The 20,183-nt window shown below is 57.1% G+C and carries 20 protein-coding genes; 9 read left to right on the forward strand and 11 right to left on the reverse strand.

The genetic code is table 11. From position 1 onward, the window contains the following. Nucleotides 1–65: 65 nt before the first annotated feature. The 9 genes from H9X86_RS03745 to H9X86_RS03785 form a co-directional block, all read right to left on the reverse strand. Complete coding sequence (locus H9X86_RS03745; RefSeq protein ID WP_204900243.1) at nucleotides 66–758, reverse strand: hypothetical protein; 693 nt, start codon at nucleotides 756–758, stop codon at nucleotides 66–68. Beyond that, on the reverse strand, nucleotides 755–1,396 hold the full coding sequence (locus H9X86_RS03750; RefSeq protein ID WP_204900244.1) for an ABC transporter ATP-binding protein: 642 nt from the start codon (nucleotides 1,394–1,396) through the stop codon (nucleotides 755–757). Before H9X86_RS03750 ends, H9X86_RS03745 begins: the two co-directional genes overlap by 4 nt. 1 nt (nucleotide 1,397) lies before the next feature. Next, complete coding sequence (locus H9X86_RS03755) at nucleotides 1,398–2,225, reverse strand: hypothetical protein (protein WP_204900245.1); 828 nt, start codon at nucleotides 2,223–2,225, stop codon at nucleotides 1,398–1,400. Next, nucleotides 2,222–3,067: a hypothetical protein gene (locus H9X86_RS03760; RefSeq protein WP_204900246.1), complete on the reverse strand. Its 846-nt coding sequence runs from the start codon at nucleotides 3,065–3,067 to the stop codon at nucleotides 2,222–2,224. The genes H9X86_RS03755 and H9X86_RS03760 overlap by 4 nt, the downstream gene beginning before the upstream one ends. A gap of 232 nt (nucleotides 3,068–3,299) precedes the next feature. Then, the gene (locus H9X86_RS03765; RefSeq protein WP_204900247.1) at nucleotides 3,300–4,307 is read right to left on the reverse strand and encodes an NAD(P)H-dependent glycerol-3-phosphate dehydrogenase; all 1,008 of its coding nucleotides are present in this window, start codon (nucleotides 4,305–4,307) and stop codon (nucleotides 3,300–3,302) included. Beyond that, complete coding sequence (locus tag H9X86_RS03770; protein ID WP_243416821.1) at nucleotides 4,304–5,245, reverse strand: glycerol-3-phosphate acyltransferase; 942 nt, start codon at nucleotides 5,243–5,245, stop codon at nucleotides 4,304–4,306. Before H9X86_RS03770 ends, H9X86_RS03765 begins: the two co-directional genes overlap by 4 nt. A 3-nt stretch (nucleotides 5,246–5,248) precedes the next feature. Next, nucleotides 5,249–6,577, reverse strand: coding sequence for a ribosome biogenesis GTPase Der (gene der / locus H9X86_RS03775; RefSeq protein ID WP_204900248.1), 1,329 nt, complete (start codon nucleotides 6,575–6,577; stop codon nucleotides 5,249–5,251). A gap of 163 nt (nucleotides 6,578–6,740) precedes the next feature. Continuing rightward, nucleotides 6,741–6,920 (reverse strand): 50S ribosomal protein L32, encoded by a 180-nt coding sequence (gene rpmF, locus H9X86_RS03780; RefSeq protein WP_087228973.1) that lies wholly within the window; start codon nucleotides 6,918–6,920, stop codon nucleotides 6,741–6,743. Nucleotides 6,921–6,967: 47 nt separating this feature from the next. Further along, nucleotides 6,968–7,471 carry a YceD family protein gene (locus H9X86_RS03785; protein WP_204900249.1) on the reverse strand — a complete coding sequence of 168 codons (504 nt, stop codon included), beginning with the start codon at nucleotides 7,469–7,471 and terminating at the stop codon, nucleotides 6,968–6,970. Nucleotides 7,472–7,621: 150 nt separating this feature from the next. On the opposite strand from H9X86_RS03785, the gene H9X86_RS03790 reads away from it, so the two are divergent. The 9 genes from H9X86_RS03790 (at nucleotide 7,622) to H9X86_RS03830 (ending at nucleotide 17,111) form a co-directional block, all read left to right on the forward strand. Next, nucleotides 7,622–8,608 (forward strand): RluA family pseudouridine synthase, encoded by a 987-nt coding sequence (locus H9X86_RS03790; protein ID WP_204900250.1) that lies wholly within the window; start codon nucleotides 7,622–7,624, stop codon nucleotides 8,606–8,608. Nucleotides 8,609–8,837: 229 nt separating this feature from the next. After that, the gene (locus H9X86_RS03795) at nucleotides 8,838–10,028 is read left to right on the forward strand and encodes an ABC transporter ATP-binding protein (protein WP_204900251.1); all 1,191 of its coding nucleotides are present in this window, start codon (nucleotides 8,838–8,840) and stop codon (nucleotides 10,026–10,028) included. Then, nucleotides 10,018–10,872 (forward strand): ABC transporter permease, encoded by an 855-nt coding sequence (locus tag H9X86_RS03800; protein ID WP_204900252.1) that lies wholly within the window; start codon nucleotides 10,018–10,020, stop codon nucleotides 10,870–10,872. Before H9X86_RS03795 ends, H9X86_RS03800 begins: the two co-directional genes overlap by 11 nt. Beyond that, on the forward strand, nucleotides 10,869–11,756 hold the full coding sequence (locus H9X86_RS03805) for an ABC transporter permease (protein WP_204900253.1): 888 nt from the start codon (nucleotides 10,869–10,871) through the stop codon (nucleotides 11,754–11,756). Before H9X86_RS03800 ends, H9X86_RS03805 begins: the two co-directional genes overlap by 4 nt. A 58-nt stretch (nucleotides 11,757–11,814) precedes the next feature. After that, complete coding sequence (locus H9X86_RS03810; protein ID WP_204900254.1) at nucleotides 11,815–12,936, forward strand: ABC transporter substrate-binding protein; 1,122 nt, start codon at nucleotides 11,815–11,817, stop codon at nucleotides 12,934–12,936. Between the two features lie 104 nt (nucleotides 12,937–13,040). Next, the gene (locus tag H9X86_RS03815) at nucleotides 13,041–13,433 is read left to right on the forward strand and encodes a thioesterase family protein (protein ID WP_204900255.1); all 393 of its coding nucleotides are present in this window, start codon (nucleotides 13,041–13,043) and stop codon (nucleotides 13,431–13,433) included. A gap of 128 nt (nucleotides 13,434–13,561) precedes the next feature. Then, complete coding sequence (locus H9X86_RS03820; protein ID WP_204900256.1) at nucleotides 13,562–13,822, forward strand: metal-sensing transcriptional repressor; 261 nt, start codon at nucleotides 13,562–13,564, stop codon at nucleotides 13,820–13,822. Nucleotides 13,823–13,835: 13 nt separating this feature from the next. After that, nucleotides 13,836–16,346, forward strand: a complete 2,511-nt coding sequence (locus tag H9X86_RS03825; protein ID WP_204900257.1) for a heavy metal translocating P-type ATPase — start codon at nucleotides 13,836–13,838, stop codon at nucleotides 16,344–16,346. Nucleotides 16,347–16,427: 81 nt separating this feature from the next. After that, on the forward strand, nucleotides 16,428–17,111 hold the full coding sequence (locus tag H9X86_RS03830; RefSeq protein WP_346011432.1) for a TVP38/TMEM64 family protein: 684 nt from the start codon (nucleotides 16,428–16,430) through the stop codon (nucleotides 17,109–17,111). A gap of 44 nt (nucleotides 17,112–17,155) precedes the next feature. Here H9X86_RS03830 and H9X86_RS03835 read toward each other — a convergent pair whose 3' ends face one another. Together H9X86_RS03835 and H9X86_RS03840 are read right to left on the reverse strand one after the other, a co-directional pair. Beyond that, nucleotides 17,156–18,412 (reverse strand): diaminopimelate decarboxylase, encoded by a 1,257-nt coding sequence (locus H9X86_RS03835; RefSeq protein ID WP_204900258.1) that lies wholly within the window; start codon nucleotides 18,410–18,412, stop codon nucleotides 17,156–17,158. A gap of 144 nt (nucleotides 18,413–18,556) precedes the next feature. After that, the gene (locus H9X86_RS03840) at nucleotides 18,557–19,876 is read right to left on the reverse strand and encodes a uracil-xanthine permease family protein (RefSeq protein WP_243416823.1); all 1,320 of its coding nucleotides are present in this window, start codon (nucleotides 19,874–19,876) and stop codon (nucleotides 18,557–18,559) included. Between the last annotated feature and the right edge of the window lie 307 nt (nucleotides 19,877–20,183).

The following is a 20,183-nucleotide window of genomic DNA, read 5'->3' on the forward strand; positions in this document are numbered from 1 at the left end:
TACACCCATGACTCAAAGCCCTGTACCGCATGGTACAGGGCTTTCGTCGTTGTATGGGAAATGGGTCAGCGGGGATATTTCTGGAGCATCTCCGCTTTCAGCTGCTCCCAGGCTTCCACCACTTCGGGGGTGGTCCCAAAAAATTCGTTGTCCTTGACCTGGGCATAGGGCAGAGCCGTTCCACCGATTCCCGATGGGATCGCCACCGCATTGTCTATGTGGTCATAACAGAACACCGGAGACAAAGAAAATCGCACCCACTCCCCTGTCGATGACTCAACTCCACTGCAGCTCTGATAAACCGGCAACGAAGAATCCAAAGTGTCGATTTCTTTGCTCACAAACACCAGGTACTCTCGGCCCACATCCATTACATTGACAAATCCACGCTCGATGGAATATGGCTCCACAAACGAGATGCTCCACCCTCTTTCATATAGGTAGAACTCCTGTCCCACCTGTAAGTCTTCCCCAGCGTAAACCTGCTTCACCTTGACCTTTTGCTGTGCCTCTCCAGGTAGAACTTCCAGGTCGCCCAACACCTCCACCCGCAGAATATTGGGGGCCAAAGGTAAATATTCTCTCATGACCTCACAGCGTTCCACGCCTTTCCCGCTGTGGAGAGATGCGATTGTAAAATTATCCTTCCAGTTCTCTCCAGACGTGTAATCCGTGAGGGTGGTCCTGGTATATCCGCCATATAGAACAGCCGCCACCGTCAGAGCTGCCATGGGCAGCAACACCCACCGCATCTTCATCCCACACCCTCCTCTCTCAGCCTTCCACTGGCCAGTCGGTACACCTTATCGGAGAGCAGGCGGATATCCTCATAGTTGTGGCTGGCCAGGAGCACCAGAGCGCCCCGTTCCTTTTCCTGGGTGATGATCTCTCGTACCTGGGCCACCGCCTCTCTGTCCAGAGCATTGGTGGGCTCGTCCAGCATGAGCACATCGGGTTTTTCCATGATGGCCTGGGCAATGGCCAGACGCTGCTTCATGCCCAGGGAGTATTTCCCGTAGGTGCGTTTATCGTCGGGGTCCAGCCCCACCCGCTCCAGCACCCCCCGCAGGTCCGCCTGGGTGCACTTTTTTTGGATATTGGCCAGGTAGCGCAGATTTTCCAGCCCGGTCAGGTTGGGGTAGAGTCCCACGTGCTCCAGCACGATGCCCAGGTTTGGCAGCACTGCAAAGTCCCGTTTCAGCACCTGGTCTCCCCACCGCACCGTGCCGGAGGTGAGGCCCATGAGACCGGAGAGAGCCCGAAACAGCATGGTCTTGCCCGAGCCGTTGCGCCCCACAAAGCCGTAGACCTGGCCGCTGTGCAGCTCCAGGCTCACATCACTGAGAATCTCCCGGCCTCGAATGGTCTTTGAGATGTGTTCCGCCGTCAAAATCATCCTATACCCCTCCCGTTTCAAGGTTGGACACCAGAATGTCCTTTTTCTGAATCACTACCAGCCCCAACACCACCACAGCTGCCGTCATCATCGCCACCAGAAGCAGAGAGCCGGACAAGTTGAGCACATGGCCGTATGCTGCGGGCAGAACACCCTCCAAGCCAAAGATTCCACCACTCTGCCATCCCAGCACCAGCCGGGTCACGGGGTCCAACAACATCAGCCAATCCAAAAGGGGGGAGGGAGGTTCCACCCCCTGCCCCATGCACAGAGCCGCCAGCATGGCAGACTGGAGGGCAAACACCACCAAAAATCCGGTGCTGCTCCCCCAGACCAATGCCAGCAGATTCACCCCTATGGCCATGGCGAAGGTCCACAGGGTAAAGAGAAGCACATGGACGCCCAGCAGAATCCACCCCTCCGTGGTCCACACCACGTCCCAGCGCAGGACAGCCACCAACAAGATGGCGCTCTGGAGAAACACCTGGAGCACCAAAAGCCCCTTACACAGTCCCCACAGCTCGGTGAAATACCACTTCACCCGGTTGGTGGTTCTGGAAAACACATACACACTGGCCACGCAGAACTGGCGGTACAACTGGATACCTCCGTAGAACTGATAAAGAAACATGGGGAGCAACAGGAATCCGAAATCCACCATAGCGCTGTAATGAAGCCCCATGGCAAACTCTCCCCGGGAACCTGAAAGCTGGAACACCAGCTCTGGCAGCGTGATCTGTCCGCCGTAAGGGTTGATGCGCGAAAAACTCAACAGCACGCCGCACGCCACACCGATGACCACATATGGGCCATATCTCCGCAGCTTCATAGCTGATCCCTCCTGGCAGCCCAGAAAGTGCCACTTACGCTCACGATGATTACCAACGCCAGCGTCACTAGGAACACCGTCATATTTTTCACCGCTTCCTCGTGGAGCATCACAAAGTTATACCAGGCAATGGATTTCTCCATCTCCCCAAAAATGACCTTGGCGTACACACTGAGATTGAGGAGGAGAAAGGTGGGAAGAAATACAGTGATGCGGAATTTCACCCGGTACAGCGCAGACACCGCCACACTGAAGACCCCCATCAGCCCGGAGAACAGGCCAAACAGCAACACCTTCACCACGGCATATCCGTAGGGGGTGTGGATAAACAGATCCGAAAACATATAACCGCGCACCAGTTCTATGTACTCTTCACTATAATAGTCCCAGTTTGTCAAATCTCCCATGGGTTTGGTGGAAAAGGCGATTGCATGGAGAACAATCTCCACCAAAAACGGCAGAGTAAACACCACCGCCGTCACCACAAAGGCGGAGAGGAGCTTGCTGAAGTAGTACACCCCACTGCCCATGCGGGTGATCATGAGCATATGCTCCTGGGTTGCCCGCTCCTTAGCCAGGATAAATCCCGCCGGACACACCACCAGCAGGGGATAGAGTTGGATAAAAATCATGGTTAAATCCGCCTTATACGTCATGCGGTTCCAACTCAGCAGTCCCATCTTGGTGGTATGGGCCAGGGCCATTACATCAAATCCCCGGTATTCCTGGCAGTTGTCCACAAAGTTGGCCAGGACCAGCAACAGCAGCACACAGAAGGTCAACACCGCCTCCTTCTGCCGCAGCAGAAAGGCGATCTGGGACCGTGTGTGACGAACAAGCATATACCTCCCCCTCCTTCTTGTCATTCTGACCAAAACTCTTTCTCATCCGCAGATTGTATTGGATGTTTTATACATTTATCCTATTTTTTGTTCGTCGTTTTGTCAATAACTGGTGGTAATTCTTTCGTAACATTTACACACTTTTACCATTTTTCTTAATTCGCTCTTAAAAAAGAAGTGCGGAGGGACCTTTGCGTCCCTCCGCACGTTGTATCGATGCAATTTCTCGCGGTTACAGCCAAATCTCTTCCAGCTCCAGCTCAGAGCGGCGTTCCCGCACCATGAGCTGAGCCAGGATCACATGGGGGTCCTTGCCCTCATAAAGCACCTGATAGGCGCCCTCTGCAATGGGCATTTCCACGCCCATCTTTTGGGCCAGCTGTCGGGCCGAGGCGGCGGCGTAGTAGCCCTCCACCACGGTACCGTCCTTGCCTCCCACGGCCTCCTCCACAGGCATCCCCTTGCCGATGGCGATGCCCGCCCGGCAGTTACGGGAGTGAACCGAAGTACAGGTGACGATGAGGTCGCCCAGACCGGACAGGCCGGCAAAGGTCTCCTTGTGGGCTCCCATGACCACACCCAGCCGGGCCATTTCGGTGAGAGCCCGGGTCATGATGAGGGCCTTGGTGTTATCTCCATAGCCCATGCCCATACAACACCCCGTACAAAGCGCCACCACATTTTTCAGGGCAGCCCCAATTTCCACCCCTAGAATGTCCGGAGAGGTGTACAGCCGCATCTGCTCATTCATAAACAGATCCTGGGCCAGCATGGCTGCCTCCTTGGATTCAGAGGCCACCACCACCCCGGTGGGCACCCCACGGGCCACTTCTTCGGCGTGGGACGGGCCGGAGAGCACCACCACAGGACAGCCGGGGATCTCCTCCTCAATGACTTGATGGAGCAGCAGGCAGGAATCCTTCTCGATGCCCTTGGCCACGCTCACCAGCACCGTGCCTTCCTTTAGATAGGGGGCAATTTTCCGGGAGGTGCTGCGCACAGCAAAGGAAGGGGTGGCCAGCACCACCACCTGGCTGTTGGCCAGGACGTTAAGGTCACAGGTCAGCGCCAGCTCCTGGGGCAGCTTGATCCCGGGAAGCACCGGGTTCTCCCGGCTCTCCTGCATCTGGCGGCATTTATCTTCCCTGCGGCACCACATAGACACTTGGTGCCCGTTTTTCAGCAGCACCAGAGCCAGAGCCGTGCCCCAGCCACCGCTGCCCACCACTGTGATGTTCATGCCTGTTCCTCCTGCCCCTTCTTGTCCGCTTCCTCAGCAGTCTCTTCAGCTGTGGAAGTTTCCTCCTCTGTGGCAGGCTCTTCCTCCGCCTCCTGGGGGATATTCTCCTCAGTCTGGCGGGATTTTTCCTCAGAGTCCTCCTCTTGTGTGGAGGTTTCCTCGTCCTGGGCAGCAGACTCCTGCTGAGTCTGAGAAGACTGCTCTTCCTGGGAGACCTCCTCTTCTTCCTCTGCCTGCTCTATGGGCTGCAGCTCCTCCCCTTCCTCAGTCTCGGGGGAAGGCTCCTGTTTTTTATGACGGGTGAACTTGGACTCGGTGCCGTTGGCCAGGCGCACGATATTGCCCCGATGTTTCCACAGGATCAGACCGCCGATCATCACAGACAGAACGGTGAGAAGCTCATTCTGATAGACATACCAGGTGGCAAAGGGGAAGGATGCCCCGGCCCAGCAGGAGCCCAGGGATACATATCTGGTGGCAATGGCCAGGATGAGAAATCCACCCCACACCACCAGGGCCACTCGCCAGTCGATCATCAGCGCAATGGCGCCGCCGGACAGGATCCCCTTACCGCCTCGAAACTGGAAGGTGATGGGGAACATATGCCCCAGCAGGCAGAACAATCCCGCCCAGTACTTTCCCAGTGTTACCAGCTCCGGAGAGATGGAGCCGGCAATCCACATGGCAAAGAGCACCGCCACCACAGCCTTTACCGCATCTGAGAGGATGACCACCAGAGTCAGGGGACCACCGAAGGTACGGTAAAAGTTGGTCAGACCGGCATTGCCGCTGCCGTGGTTGCGCACGTCGTCCCGCAGGATGTATCGAGACACCACCACAGCCCCGTTGAAGCAGCCCAAAAAGTAGGCCAGCACCGCAATGCCCACCCCCGCCAGGGCCAGCCAGCCCCCAACGGATTCCATCAAATATTCTGGCATGGATTACTCCTCCTTATCACCCTTCTGCCGGATGGTGATGCGCACCGGAGTGCCCACCAGTCCGAAGGTGGCACGAATTTGGTTTTCAATATACCGCTGATAGGAAAAATGGAACAGCTTTGCATCGTTGCAGAAAATGACAAAATGAGGGGGTTTGACTCCGATCTGGGTCATATAATAGATTTTCAGACGACGTCCCTTATCCGTGGGAGGCTGCACTCTGGTCTGGGCATCTGCCAGCACCGAGTTGAGCACGCCGGTGGGAATGCGCATGGCGGCCTGATTGACCACGTTCTGAATGAGCTGGAAGAGCTTATCCACACGCTGGCCGGTCATGGCGGAAATGAAGATAATGGGGGCGTAGGTCATGTAGGACAGATCCCGGCGCACCTCGTCCTCCATGTGCTTCATGGTCTTGCCGTCCTTTTCGATGGCATCCCACTTGTTGACCACGATGATGCAGGCTTTCCCAGCCTCGTGGGCCAGGCCGGCCACCTTGGTATCCTGCTCGGTGACGCCCTCCTGGGCATCGATCATGATGAGGCACACATCACTGCGCTCAATGGCCATGGTAGCCCGGAGCACGGAGAACTTCTCGATGCGGTCGTCCACCTTGGACTTTTTCCGCATACCGGCGGTATCGATGATGAGGTATTTCCCCGTCTCATTTTCAAAGTAGCTGTCCACAGCGTCCCGGGTGGTACCTGCCACGTTGGACACGATCACACGCTCCTGACCCAGAATACGGTTGGTCAGAGAGGACTTGCCCACGTTGGGCTTGCCGATGATGGCCACCTTTACCACATCGTCCTCCTCCTCTTCCTCCTCCTCGGGGGGGAAGTAGGCCAGGCAGGCGTCCAGCAGATCGCCGGTACCGTGGCCGTGGACGGCGGAAATGGGATAGGGGTCTCCCAGACCCAGGTTATAGAACTCATAGATGTCCGGGTTGGTGGGTCCGGTGGAGTCCATCTTATTCACCGCCAGGATCACCGGCTTCTTGGAGCGCTGGAGCATCCCAGCCACTTCCTGGTCGGCGGCGGTCATACCGGTGCGGATGTCACAGACAAAGATGATCACGGTAGCGGCCTCAATGGCGATCTCCGCCTGGAGGCGCATGAAGGCCAGGATCTCGTTGTCGGTGCCCGGCTCAATACCACCGGTGTCCACCAGGTCGAAGGTACGGCCCAACCACTCAGCCTGGGCATAGAGGCGGTCACGGGTGACGCCGGGCGTGTCCTCCACAATGGACAGGCGCTTGCCCGTCAGCTTGTTGAACAGCATGGACTTGCCCACGTTGGGGCGGCCCACAATGGCCACCAAAGGTCTTGCCATGAAAATCCCTCCTTACATACAGAATTTAGTATATCAAACTTCTCAGTACATGAAAAGCAGTTCTTGACAAAATTGGGCAATTCAGTCTAGGCTTTCTGAAAAGTGCGTAAAAGAGGCTGTCGCAAAGCGCACTTTGCAACAGCCTCTTTTTCATCACGGGCGATCACTCGCTGACAGTAACCTCACGACCATTGTAGGTCATGCAGTTCTTGCAGACGCGGTGAGGCAGGCGGACAGCACCGCACTTGGGGCAGGTGTTGACACCGGGAGTCTCCAGCTTCCACACGGAGCTGCGACGCTTGTTTCTGCGCTGCTTGGATACTTTACTCTTAGGGACGGCCATTTTGACACCTCCTTATCGGTCAATGTCCGCAGACATATGTTTACACATCATCCATCCTGACCCAACAACTGGGCCAGCTTGGACAGACGGGGATCGATCTCTTTCTTGCAACGGCACGGCTCATGGTTCAGGTCTGCACCGCAGCCCGGACACAGCCCCTTGCAGTCTTGAGAGCAGAGATTCTTTGTGTCCATATTCAGGAGGAACACATCACCCAGCAGTTCCTCCAGATCCAGCTGCATATCCCCATCCAGCAAAATGATATCATCATTTTCCTCGTCTTCCAATTCCGCAGCCAGCATGGACTCAAAGTCCACCGACTTCTCCTTGGTGAAGGGTTGGGCGCAGCGGTCGCAAATGAGGGACAGGGTGGTGACCATGTTGGCCTGGAGCAAAAGGACCCCCGCCATATTCCGCACGCTGCCTTCCACAGTGACAGGCTGGGATACAGGGTGTTCCCCATTCCACTCCAGCTGGCTCAAGTCCATCTGGAAGGCAAAGGGGAGGGTACTGCCCGGCTCTCGGGCGATTCGCTTCAAATCCAGTTTCATCGGTACACCTCGCATAACGACACAAATGGTATTATACTCAAGACACTCCCACTTGTCAAATGGTTTCTGCAATTTTTTCGCTCTTTTTTTTCACCCAAAATCATGGTACACTGGAGGCAATCATTTTGAACCATCCAGGAGTGATCTCGGTTGAAGGAATTTACCATAGGAAAAAATGACGCAGGGCAGCGTTTGGATCGTTGGCTGGCCAAAACCGTCCCCCTCCTCCCCGCCCCGCTGGCTCAGAAGTACATCCGCCTCAAGCGGGTGAAGCTCAACGGCAAGGGCTCCAAGCGGGATGTACGCCTGGCGGTGGGGGACACCTTGCAATTATATATCAACGACGAGTTTTTTCAAACCCCCAATCGGGAAAACGCCTTTCTCTCCGTGTTCAAGCCTCAACTGGACATCGTCTATGAGGATGAGCACATTCTCCTTTTGAACAAGAGACCCGGTATGGTGGTACACCCGGACGAGCAGGAGCGGGTGAACACCCTGCTCACCCACATCCAGGCCTACCTCTATCAAAAGAAGGAGTGGTCTCCCTACTGGGAGAACTCCTTCGCCCCCGCCCTGTGCAACCGCATTGACCGCAACACCGGCGGCATCGTCATCGCCGCCAAGACCGCCGAGTCCCTGCGCATCATGAACCAGAAGATCAAAGACCGGGAACTGACCAAGCTGTACCTGTGTGTGATTCGGGGCGAAATGCGGCCCCGGAAGGGGGAGCTGAAGGGCTTCATTCTCAAAGACGAGAACAAAGCCCAGGTGAAGGTGTACGACCACCCCATTCCCGGCGGCAAGACCGCCCTTACCTTATATAATACCCTGGCCTGTGAGGGCGGGCTGTCCCTGGTGGAGTGCGATCTCATCACCGGGCGCACCCACCAGATCCGGGCCCAGTTTGCCGCCGCCGGCCACCCCCTGCTGGGGGATGGCAAATACGGCCGGGAACGGGACAACCGGCAGTTTGGCCGCAGCTACCAGGCTCTGTATTCCTACAAGCTGCGCTTTGACTTCACCACCGACGCCGGATGCCTGGCCCACTTAAACGGGATGGAATGGACGGTGCAGGACATCGACTTTGTCCCCCAGTATTTTCCCAAATTCGCCGCCCAGTGGTGCCCCCAGAATTGAGCTGTATTCTTTCATTCAGGCCGCCCAACGGGCGGCCTTTTCCCTTTCCTGGAGACCGAAAAAATTTTTCAAAAAAATGATTGACATTTCCCCATCGACATAATATAGTTTTACTCGCTATCCGTGAAACCCCGGGCTCATTTGGGCTGTCCGCTGGAGGGCACTAGCCGGGACAAAAATCGAGGGAGCTGACATTTTAGAAAACAACCATAGAAATGAGGGAGGACAAATGTCCAAGGAATTGATCCGCCTGAAAGACTGCGTCATGGCCTACGACGATGGCGTGGTGCTGGACCACATCAACCTGTATATCAACGATAAAGAGTTCCTCACGCTGCTGGGTCCCAGTGGGTGCGGCAAGACGACCACGCTTCGAATCATCGGCGGGTTTCTTTCGCCTACCTCCGGGGACGTTTTGTTTGACGGCGTGAGGATTAATCATGTCCCGCCCCACAAGCGGGAGGTGAACACCGTATTTCAGAAATACGCCCTGTTCCCCCACCTGAATGTGTATGAAAATGTGGCTTTTGGCCTGCGTCTGGGCAAAACTGTCACCAATGTGGTGAATGGCAAGTCCACCGCCAAGAAGGTGAAGATCCCGGAAAAGGAGATCCATGAGCGAGTCATGGAGATGCTGGAGATCGTCAACCTCAAGGGCTTTGAAAAGCGCTCCATCTCCGCCCTCTCCGGTGGTCAGCAGCAGCGTGTTGCCATTGCCCGTGCCCTTGTCAACCAGCCCAAGGTGCTGCTGTTGGATGAGCCTCTGGGTGCTTTGGACATGCGCCTGCGCAAGGACATGCAAAACGAGTTGAAGCGCATCCAGCAGGAGATGGGCATCACCTTTATCTACGTCACCCACGACCAGGAGGAAGCCCTGGCCATGAGCGACACCGTGGTGGTCATGGACGGCGGACGCATCCAGCAGATCGGCACTCCTGAGGACATTTACAACGAGCCTAAAAACGCCTTTGTGGCCGACTTTATCGGCGAGTCCAACATCCTTGACGGCATTATGCGGGCCGACGAGGTGGTGGAAATCTTCAACCGGAAGTTCCCCTGCTTGGACAAGGGCTTTGACAAGGACGAGCCTGTGGACGTGGTCATTCGCCCCGAGGACGTGGACATCGTGGCGGAAAACCAGGGCCAACTCAAGGGCACCGTCACCTCTGTCACCTTCAAAGGTGTCCATTACGACACCATTGTGGACTTCTATGGCTTTAAGTGGCTGATCCAGACTACCGACTTCCATCCCGTGGGTTCTGTCATCGGCATTCACCTGGATCCCGACGCCATCCACGTGATGAAAAAGAGCGAGTATTCCGGTATGTTCGGTGACTACTCCTCCTACTCTGAGGAGTACGAGGAGATCGGTGATGCGGACTATGAGCCCGAGGAGGAGGAGAACGGGCATGAAGAATAAGCGTTCCCTCCTGGCCATCCCCTATGTGGGCTGGATGGCTCTGTTTGTGGTGGCCCCCATCATCATGGTGGTGATCTACGCCTTCACCACCGCCGACTTCTCCATCACCGGGGATAACTTCACCCGGATGGGCTTGTTTACAGTCATTTTCACCCGCTCCTTTAAGTTGGCCATCATTGCCACCCTGGTATGCCTGCTCATCGGCTATCCCCTGTCCTACGCCATGGCCAAAGAGGGCAAGGGCTTCCAGCGGGTGGCCATGCTGCTGATTATGCTGCCCATGTGGGTCAACTTCCTGCTGCGCACTTACTCCATGATGTCCATCATGGAGAACAACGGTCTCATCAATCAGTTTTTTGCCGCCATCGGCCTGTTTGATCTCATCAACAACGTCTTTGGCACCGATATTCATTACTTCAAGATGATCGGTACCCAGGGGGCCGTGGTGGTGGGCATGGTGTACAACTACCTGCCCTTCATGGTACTACCTATTTACTCCACCCTCATTAAGATGGACAACACCCTGCTGGAAGCCGCCCAGGATCTGGGCGCTGACACCGCCACGGTGTTCCGCAAGGTGATCCTCCCCCTGTCCCTGCCTGGCATTCTCTCCGGGGTGACCATGGTGTTTGTCCCCTCGGTGTCCACCTTCGCCATCTCCCGTCTGTTGGGCGGCGGCATCCAGATGCTGCTGGGCGACCTCATCGAGCAGCAGTTCCTGGGTGGTGCTTACAACCCTCACCTGGGCTCTGCCATCGCTCTGGTGATGATGGTCATTGTAGTGGCCTGTATGTGGATCATGAATCGCTTTGGTGATGGCGAAGAACAGGCGGTGATGTTATGAGTTTGAATAAGAAAAACAGCCTGGGCAACCGCATCTTTATCGGCCTCATTTTCTTCTTCCTCTACGCCCCCATTCTGCTGCTGATCTTCTACTCCTTTAACGCCGCAGACTCCAGCGTCATTTGGAAGGGCTTTTCTCTGCGCTGGTATGCCAAGCTGTTCCAAAACCAACTGATTATCAAGAGCGTATACAACACCCTGTTGGTGTCTGTCCTGGCCACCATCATTGCCACGGTGGTAGGTACCTTCAGCGCCATTGGACTGTACTCCATGCGCCGGAAGTTCCGGGAGCCTCTGCTCACCGTCAACAACATCCCCATGATGAACGCTGACATCGTCACCGGCGTGGCCATGTGTCTGTTCTTTGTAGCGGTGCTGAGTGGGTGGAACTACTTTGCCTCCAACTACCGCTTCCTGGTCAACCTCTTTGGTTCCACCTACCGCATCACCTTCCCCCAGCTGTCTCTGGGCTTTGGCACCCTGCTCATTGCCCACATCACCTTCAACATTCCCTATGTGATCCTCTCCGTAGCGCCCAAGCTGCGGCAAATGGACAAAAACCTGGTGGATGCCGCCCAGGATCTGGGCTGCACCTGGTGGCAAGCCTTCTTTAAGGTGATTCTGCCCGAGATCATGCCTGGCATCGTCTCCGGCGCACTCATTGCCTTTACCATGAGTGTGGATGACTTCGTCATCTCCTACTTCACCGCCGGCAGCGCCACCTCCACTCTGGCCATGCAGATCTACTCCATGACCAAAAAGGGTGTGACACCGGAGATCAACGCCGTGTCCACCATCCTCTTTGCGGTGGTGCTGGCGCTGCTCATCATCGTCAACGTCCGGGAGGTCCGGGCGGAAAAAGCCGCTGCCAAGCGGGTTTATTGAGGGACTCACTGCCCCATGGGGCATGAGCATATATATTATTGTTTGGAGGAATGATCAATTGAAAAAACTCACTGCTTTGACCCTGGCCTGCACCATGGCCGCCGCATTCTGTCTCACTGCCTGTACGGTGGAGCGCATGGACGACAGCGGCACTTCCGGCAACAATAACTCTGCAGACGGTAAGCGAGTGCTCAACGTGTGTAACTGGGGCGAGTATATCGACGAGAACCTGATTGCCGAATTTGAGAAGAAGACCGGCATCGATGTCAACTACCAGACTGCTGAGAGCAACGAGTCTCTGTACTCCCTGCTGAAAACCGGCGGTGCCACCTACGATGTCATCTGCCCCTCCGACTATATGATTTCCCAGCTCATTGAAGAGAACATGCTCCAGGAGCTGAACTACGACAACATTCCCAACTATGAGAAGATCGGCGACGAGTTCAAGGGTCTGGCCTTTGACCCGGAGAACAAGTACACTGTCCCCTACACCTGGGGCACCCTGGGTATCATCTACAACAAGACCATGGTGGACGGCGAGATCACCAGCTGGTCTTCCATGTACGACGATGCCAACAAGGGCAACGTGCTGCTCATCAACAACTCCCGTGACGCCTTCGGCAACGCCCTCATTTACCTGGGCTACTCCGTGAACACCACCAATGAGGACGAGATTCGTCAGGCTTACGACCTCATTGCCGACGCCACCAAGCGTGGTATCTTCCAGGGTAAGGTCATGGACGAGGTGTTCAACAAGATGGAGCAGGGCAACGCCGCCATTGCCACCTACTACGCTGGTGACTACCTGACCATGTACGAGAACAACCCCGACCTGGCCTATGTGCTGCCCGAGGAGGGCGCCAACTGGTTCGTGGATGCCTGGTGCATCCTGAAGAGCGCCCAGAACGTGTCCGAAGCCGAGGAGTGGATCAACTTCCTGGCCTCCACCGAGGCTTCTCTGGCCAACATGGACTACATCTGGTACGCCTCTCCCAATACCGAGGCCCTGGAGAAGTACCCCGAGTACTACAAGGAGACCTACGGCGAGGAGCTGGACATGGAGCTGTACAACATTATGGCTCCCTCCACTGAAGTTCTTAAAAAGTGTGAGAACTACGTGGTGCTCCCCGAGGCCACCCGCACTCTGTACAACGACCTCTGGATTCAGCTGGGACTTTAATTCGGCCTGATTGGAGCGGCGCCTGCGGGCGCCGCTCTTTTCTCTTGCCAAGGAAATGAAAATCGGTTACACTGTGTCCAGACACTACAAAGGAGGAACCCCCCATGTCCATTGAAGTTGGCCTGAAGGGCCGTGCTGAAACTGTTGTCACCCAGGAGAACACCGCCATGTCCATCGGCTCCGGCCTGGTGCCTGTGTTCGCCACCCCCTATATGATTGCCCTGATGGAAAACGCCGCCTATACCTCCCTGCTCCCACACCTCAGTGAGGAGGAAGGTTCTGTGGGCACCCACCTCAATGTGGCCCACTCTGCCGCCACCCCCGTGGGAATGAAGGTGTGGGCAGAGAGCGTAGTCACCGCCGTGGAGGGCAAGAAGATCACCTTCGAAGTACACGCCTATGATGAGCGGGGCGAGATCGGCTCCGGCACCCATGAGCGGTTCATCATTAAGCCTGAGAAGTTCCTGGCCAAGGCCCAGAGCAAGTTGGAGGGCTGAGATCAGTCGGCGCTGCAAAAGGGTTCCCTTTTTGCAGCGCCGTTTTTTCTTGACTTTCTCCTACTTTTATGCTAGGATAACTCTACCCCCCAGGGGGGTGTTATTGAAAAAATAAGGAGGAATGTGTCATGATGGCCGATGCCAAAACTGTCACACGACTGTTGAAAACTGCCCGGGGCCAAATCGACGGGATTTTAACCATGATTGAGGAAAACCGATACTGTATGGATATCTCCCAGCAGCTTTTAGCCGTGGATGCCCTGGTGCGACGGGCCAACAAGGAGGTACTCACCGCCCACCTCAAGCACTGCGTGGAGCAGGCGGACACCCCCCAGGAGCGGGCAGAAAAGGTGGATGAACTGGTGGCCGCCCTGGGCAAGCTACTGTAACGGAGGTCTCGCCATGAAGCAACGCTTTTCCGTCACCGGCATGACCTGTGCCGCCTGTTCCGCCCATGTGGAAAAGGCAGTGAAGGGACTGGAAGGGGTGGAAGATGTACAGGTCAACCTGCTGGGCAACTCCATGTCGGTGACCTACCAGAACCCTCTCACCCCGGAACAAATCTGTCAGGCGGTGTCCAAGGCCGGATATGGGGCCACGGTAATGGGGGAGAAAGCTGCCCCTGCACCCACTCCCCAGGGAGATGCGCAAAAGCATCTGAAGGTGCGCTTTGTCTCCTCCCTGGTCTTTCTCCTCCCCCTGTTCTATCTGTCCATGGGGCATATGATGGGCTGGCCCATCCCCCACGTCTTCCACGGCACGAAAAATGCCATGGTGTACGCTCTCACCCTCTTTTTGCTCACCCTGCCCCCTCTCATCATCAACCGCAGCTATTTTGTCAACGGCTTCCGCTCCCTTTGGAACCGTTCCCCCAACATGGACTCTCTCATTGCCGTAGGCAGCTCCGCCGCTGTTCTATACGGCGTGGTGGCTCTGTACGCCATCGGCTGGGGGCTGGGCCACGGGAACACCGCCCTGGTGGAGCGGTACGCCATGGATCTGTACTTTGAGTCAGCGGCCATGATCGTCACCCTCATCACTCTGGGTAAGTACCTGGAGGCCCGCTCCAAAGGCAAGACGGGCCAGGCCATTGCCCGGCTCATGGATTTAAGCCCCAAAACTGCCACTGTGCTGCGAGACGGCCAGGAGGTGACCATCCCCACCCAGGAGGTACAGGTGGGGGATCTGCTCCTTATCCGTCCCGGCTCTTCCCTTCCCGTGGACGGGGTGGTGGTGCAGGGCGTGTCCAGCGTGGACGAGTCCCCCCTCACCGGGGAGTCCATTCCTGTGGACAAGGGAGAAGGCGACCGGGTGATGTCCGGCTGTCTCAATGGCGCAGGCATGCTCACTGTCCGGGCCACCCAGGTGGGCCAGGACACCACCCTGTCTCAGATGATCGCTCTGGTGGAAGAGGCCGCCTCCTCCAAAGCCCCCATCTCCCGGCTGGCGGACCGTGTGGCGGGCATCTTCGTCCCCGCGGTCATGGGCATTGCCCTGCTCACCGCCCTGCTTTGGCTCTTGAGCGGCCATCCGGTGGAACAAGCCCTCACCTCCGCCGTGGCTGTGCTGGTGATTTCCTGCCCCTGCGCCTTAGGTCTGGCCACCCCTGTGGCCATCATGGTGGGTACGGGAGTGGGGGCCCAAAACGGCATTCTCATCAAGTCCGCCCAGGCCCTGGAGCAGCTGGGCAAAGTGACCTGTGTGGTGCTGGACAAAACCGGCACCCTCACCCAGGGCAAGCCCCAGGTCACAGAGGTATTCCCCTTGGGGCGGCTTACCCAGGAGCAGCTGCTGACCATTGCCGCCAGCCTGGAGCACCCCTCTCAGCACCCTCTGGGCCAGGCCATTGTGGCCCATGCCCAGGCGCAAAACCTGACGCTCCAGGAGGTGGTGGACTTCCAAGCTGTCCACGGCAAGGGAGTCACGGGAACTCTCCAGGGTCTCCCCTTCCTGGCTGGCAATAGTGCCATGATGGAGGAAGCCGGGGTAGACCTATCCCCTGTGTCCTCCCGCACCCAAGCCCTTACGGAAAAGGGCCACACCCCCCTGTACTTCGCCCAGAGCTCTACTCTGCTAGGGGTGATCGGGGTGGCAGACACCGTGAAGCCCACCAGCGCCCAGGCGGTGGCCGAACTGCGCAAGCTGGGGCTGGAGGTGGTGATGCTCACCGGCGACCACCCGGTGGTAGCCCAGGCCATTGCCTCGGAGCTGGGCATAGAAAACGTCATTGCCCAGGTGCTGCCCACCGAAAAGGAGGGACATGTGGCGGCTCTCCAGGCCCAGGGACACCAGGTGGCCATGGTGGGAGACGGCATCAACGATGCCCCCGCTCTGGCCCGGGCAGAGGTGGGCATTGCCATTGGGGCAGGCTCGGACATCGCCTTGGATTCCGCCGACCTGGTACTGATGAAAAGCGATCTGCTGGATGCGGTCACCGCCGTGCGTCTGTCCCGCTCCACCCTGCGCAACATCAAAGAAAATCTGTTCTGGGCCTTCCTGTACAACGCCATCTGCATTCCTGTGGCCGCCGGAGTGTTCTATCCCCTGTTCCACCTCCAGCTCTCCCCCATGCTGGCCTCGGCAGCCATGAGCCTAAGCTCGGTGTGTGTGGTGAGCAACGCTCTGCGGCTGCGCCGCTTCCGCCCCACCAAGTCCAATGCCCCCATCGTATGCAACCACACATGCTGTGAATTGAAAGGAGAAGACAATACCATGACTCAAACCATCCACATCCAGGGCATGATGTGCCCCCACTGCGTCAACCACGTCACCCAGGCCTTGAACGCCATTCCTGGGGTATCCGCCCAGGTAGATCTGGAAAGCGGCACCGCCGTCGTCACTGGCCAGGTATCCCCCGATACCCTCAAGGCTGCCGTGGAAGGGGCCGGATACCAGGTCTTATCCATTTCTTAATAAAAGTATAATCCCTTCTCACCTTTCCATTTCTTCGACATTCTGATACACTGTTCCTATCTTCACCAAGGAGGTAGCGACGTGAATCCACGCTTGAAACAAGCCCTGTTGTGGCTTTTCACCATGGCGTTGCTGGGGGGCTGTCTCTACGCCCTGTATACCACCGGCTTTTTCCAGACCCTCCACTCCAAGGAGGCCATGGAGGCCTACATTGCCAGCTTTTCCCCCTGGTCTCACCTGATGTACTTTGCCATTCAGCTGGTGTCTGTGATCATCGCCCCCATCCCCAGCAACATTACCGCCCTGGTGGGCTCTGTGATGTTCGGGTTTCTCCCCGCCTTTCTTCTCACCTGGGGTGCTGTGGTGCTGGGTTCGGTGATGGTGTTTCTCCTGGCCCGGGTGCTGGGCCAGAAGTTCGTCCACCAGTTCGTGGGGGAAAAGGTGTCCGGAAAGTACCTGGAAGTCATTGAACGCAAGCGGGACACCTTTCTCTTTCTGGCCTTTCTCTTCCCCTTCTTTCCCGACGATCTGCTGTGTATTCTGGCAGGACTCACCGATTTGAGCTGGAAACGCTTTCTTATCCTCTGCCTGGTAGCCCGGCCCTGGGGCCTGCTGGTGGCCTGCGCCGTAGGCAGCTCTGCCCTTACCATCCCCCCCTGGGCCATGGCTCTCATGGGGATTGCGGGGTTGTCGGTGTTCCTCCTTGCCATGCGGTATGGGGACAAGGTGGAGGCAGCCATTCTCCAGCGTATGAAAAAAGACTAAAAACTTCCCGTCCGGCGGTTGAATTGCCGGACGGGAAGTTTTTCTCACCAAATCAGGGTTGCAAAGTAGTCGTCGGGGGTCTCCGCCCGGCGCATCAGCTCCACCGAGCCATCGGGCTTGAGAAGCAATTCCGCCGAGCGCAGCTTGCCGTTGTACTGATACCCCATGGCAAAGCCGTGGGCCCCGGTGTCGTGGATGACCAGGATGTCGCCCTTGTCGATCTGGGGCAAATTGCGGTCAATGGCAAACTTGTCGCTGTTTTCGCACAGGGAGCCTACCACGTCGTAGACATGGTCGCAGGGGGCGTCCTCCTTGCCCAGCACCGTGATGTGGTGATAGGCCCCGTAGATGGCTGGGCGCATCAGGTTGGCAGCACAGGCGTCCACCCCAATGTACTCCTTGTAGATGTGCTTTTCGTGCACTGCCGTGGTGACCAGGTGGCCGTAGGGGGCCAGCATGAAGCGGCCCAGCTCGGTGCACAGGGAGATGTCCCCCATGCCCGCAGGCACCAAGATCTCCTCATAGGCACGCCGCACCCCCTCACCAATGACGGCAATGTCATTGGCGGGCTGCTCGGGGCGGTAGGGCACGCCCACGCCGCCGGACAGGTTGAGGAAAGTGATGTGGCAGCCAGTCTCCTGTTGCAGCTCCACCGCCAGCTCAAAGAGTACCCGGGCCAGGGCGGGATAGTAGTCGTTGGACAGGGTGTTGGAGGCCAGGAAGGCGTGGATGCCAAAGTTCTTGGCTCCCATCTCACGGAGGCGGGTGAAAGCCTCTTTCATCTGTTCCTTCGTCATACCGTACTTGGCATCCCCGGGCTTGTCCATGACCTGGAATCCCTCCTTGCTCTCCCCCAGGGTGAAGGTACCGCCGGGATTGTAGCGGCAGGAAATGGTCTCAGGAACACAGCCCAAGGTGTCGTAGAGGAAGTCCACATGGGTCAGATCGTCCAGATTGATGATGGCACCCAGCTTGTGGGCATAGCGGAACTCCTCAGCTGGGGTCTCGTTGGAGGAGAACATGATCTCATGCCCCGCAAACCCGCAGCGCTCAGCCATCATCAGCTCGGTGAGGGAGGAGCAGTCCACGCCGCACCCCTGGGCGTGGAGCAGCTTCAAAATGCCGGGGGTGGGGGTTGCCTTCACGGCAAAGTATTCCTTAAAGCCGGGATTCCAGGAAAAGGCCCGGTACAGCTTCTGGGCGTTTTCTTCAATCCCCGCCTGGTCATAGATGTGGAACGGGGTGGGGTAGGTCTCACGAATTTCCTTGGCCTGGGCCAGGGTGAGGAACGGCTTTTTCATGGTCTTCTCTCCTTTTATGCGGCGCACGCTCCCCTTTGAACGAGACCGCAGATCTCATACGCTTTATCATACTAAAAGGATAGAGTCTTGTCAATGAAAAATCCCCTGCCACATTTCAAACGTGGCAGGGGATTTTGACAGGGCTTAGTAACGGCCAAAGTCGCCGGCACGGCCCTCGGTGACGTCGGCACCGAAGGTGTAATCCTTGCCGGGGAGGATGGCATTGAGGGCAATGCCCGCAATGGCGGCCAGAGCCAGATTGGTGAGGGTGATGTGCACCTCACCGATGGCGAAGGTCACACCGCCGGTAAAGCCCAGACCACACACCAGAATGACAGCGGCAATGATGAGGTTGCGGGAGTTGGTGAAGTCCACCCGGTTCTCCACCACGTTACGCACGCCGATGGCGGAGATCATACCGTAGAGGATGAAGGACACGCCGCCGATGATGGCGGTGGGGATGGAGTTGACCACAGCGGCAAAGGCGGGGCTGAAGGACAGCACCACGGCGTAGATGGCAGCCAGGCGCACCACACGGGGATCGTGGACCCGGGAGAGCACCAGCACGCCGGTGTTCTCACCGTAGGTGGTGTTGGCGGGGCCGCCGAACAGGCCGGAGAGAGAGGTGGCGATACCGTCACCGATGAGGGTGCGGTGCAGACCGGGATCCGAGATGAAGTTCTTGCCCACGGTGGCAGAAATGGCGGACATGTCGCCGATGTGCTCCATCATGGCAGCGATGGCGATGGGGGCCATGACGAAGATAGAGGTCAGGTCAAACTTGGCGATGACAAAGGGCTGGAGGCCCACCACCTTGGAGGCGGCCACACCGGAGTAGTCGATGAGGGGGATCACATTGCCAGCGGCATCCAGAGCGGTGGCACCAAAGGCGTTGGCGATCACAGCCACGATGTAGGAACCCACCACACCCAGGAGGATGGGGATGATCTTAATCATGCCCTTACCCCAGATGTTGGACACCACGATGATAGCCATGGCCACAATGGCCAGCCACCAGCAGGTGGAGGCGTTGGACACCGCAGAGGGGGCCAGGTTCAGACCGATGAGGATGATGATGGGGCCGGTAACCACAGGGGGCAGGAAGCGCATGACCTTCTGCACACCCACCAGCTTGATGATGGCGGCCAGTACCACATACAGCAGGCCGGCCACCACCACGCCGCCCAGGGCGTACTGGAGCTTCTCAGCGGCGGCCATGTCGGCATACTTGCCGGCAGTCAGCTCGCTCACCGCCTGGAAACCGCCCAGGAAGGCGAAGGAGGAGCCCAGGAAGGCGGGCACCTTCAGTTTGGTACACAGGTGGAAGAACAGAGTGCCGATACCGGCGAAAAACAGGGTGGTCTGAATGGACAGGGGCAGTCCATAGGAGTTGCTCACCAGCATGGGCACCAGCACAGTAGCACCGAACATGGCGAACATATGCTGCAGGCCCAAAATGAGCATTTTGGGCCAACCCAAGGTGCGGGCATCTTGGATGGGAGCTTGGTTGTTGTTCACGTGATTCTCTCCTTTTCTCTTGTGATTCACAGAAGAAAAGGCAATCACCCAAACAAAGGGTAATTGCCTCATATGGGAAGATGAAAATGATACGCCCAGCACATAAACGCCATCATCTGTGCCTGCATACCATTCCCCTCCTTTCTGTCTCGACTTTGTATCATAGCAGATTGGAGGAAAAATGGCAAGATTCAATAATTCCCAATTTTCACGGTTTCCTCCACTTCTCTCTTGACACACAATACTATGTGTG

The organism is Pseudoflavonifractor capillosus, assembly GCF_016902575.1.
GTDB lineage: Bacteria > Bacillota > Clostridia > Oscillospirales > Oscillospiraceae > Enterenecus > Enterenecus capillosus_A.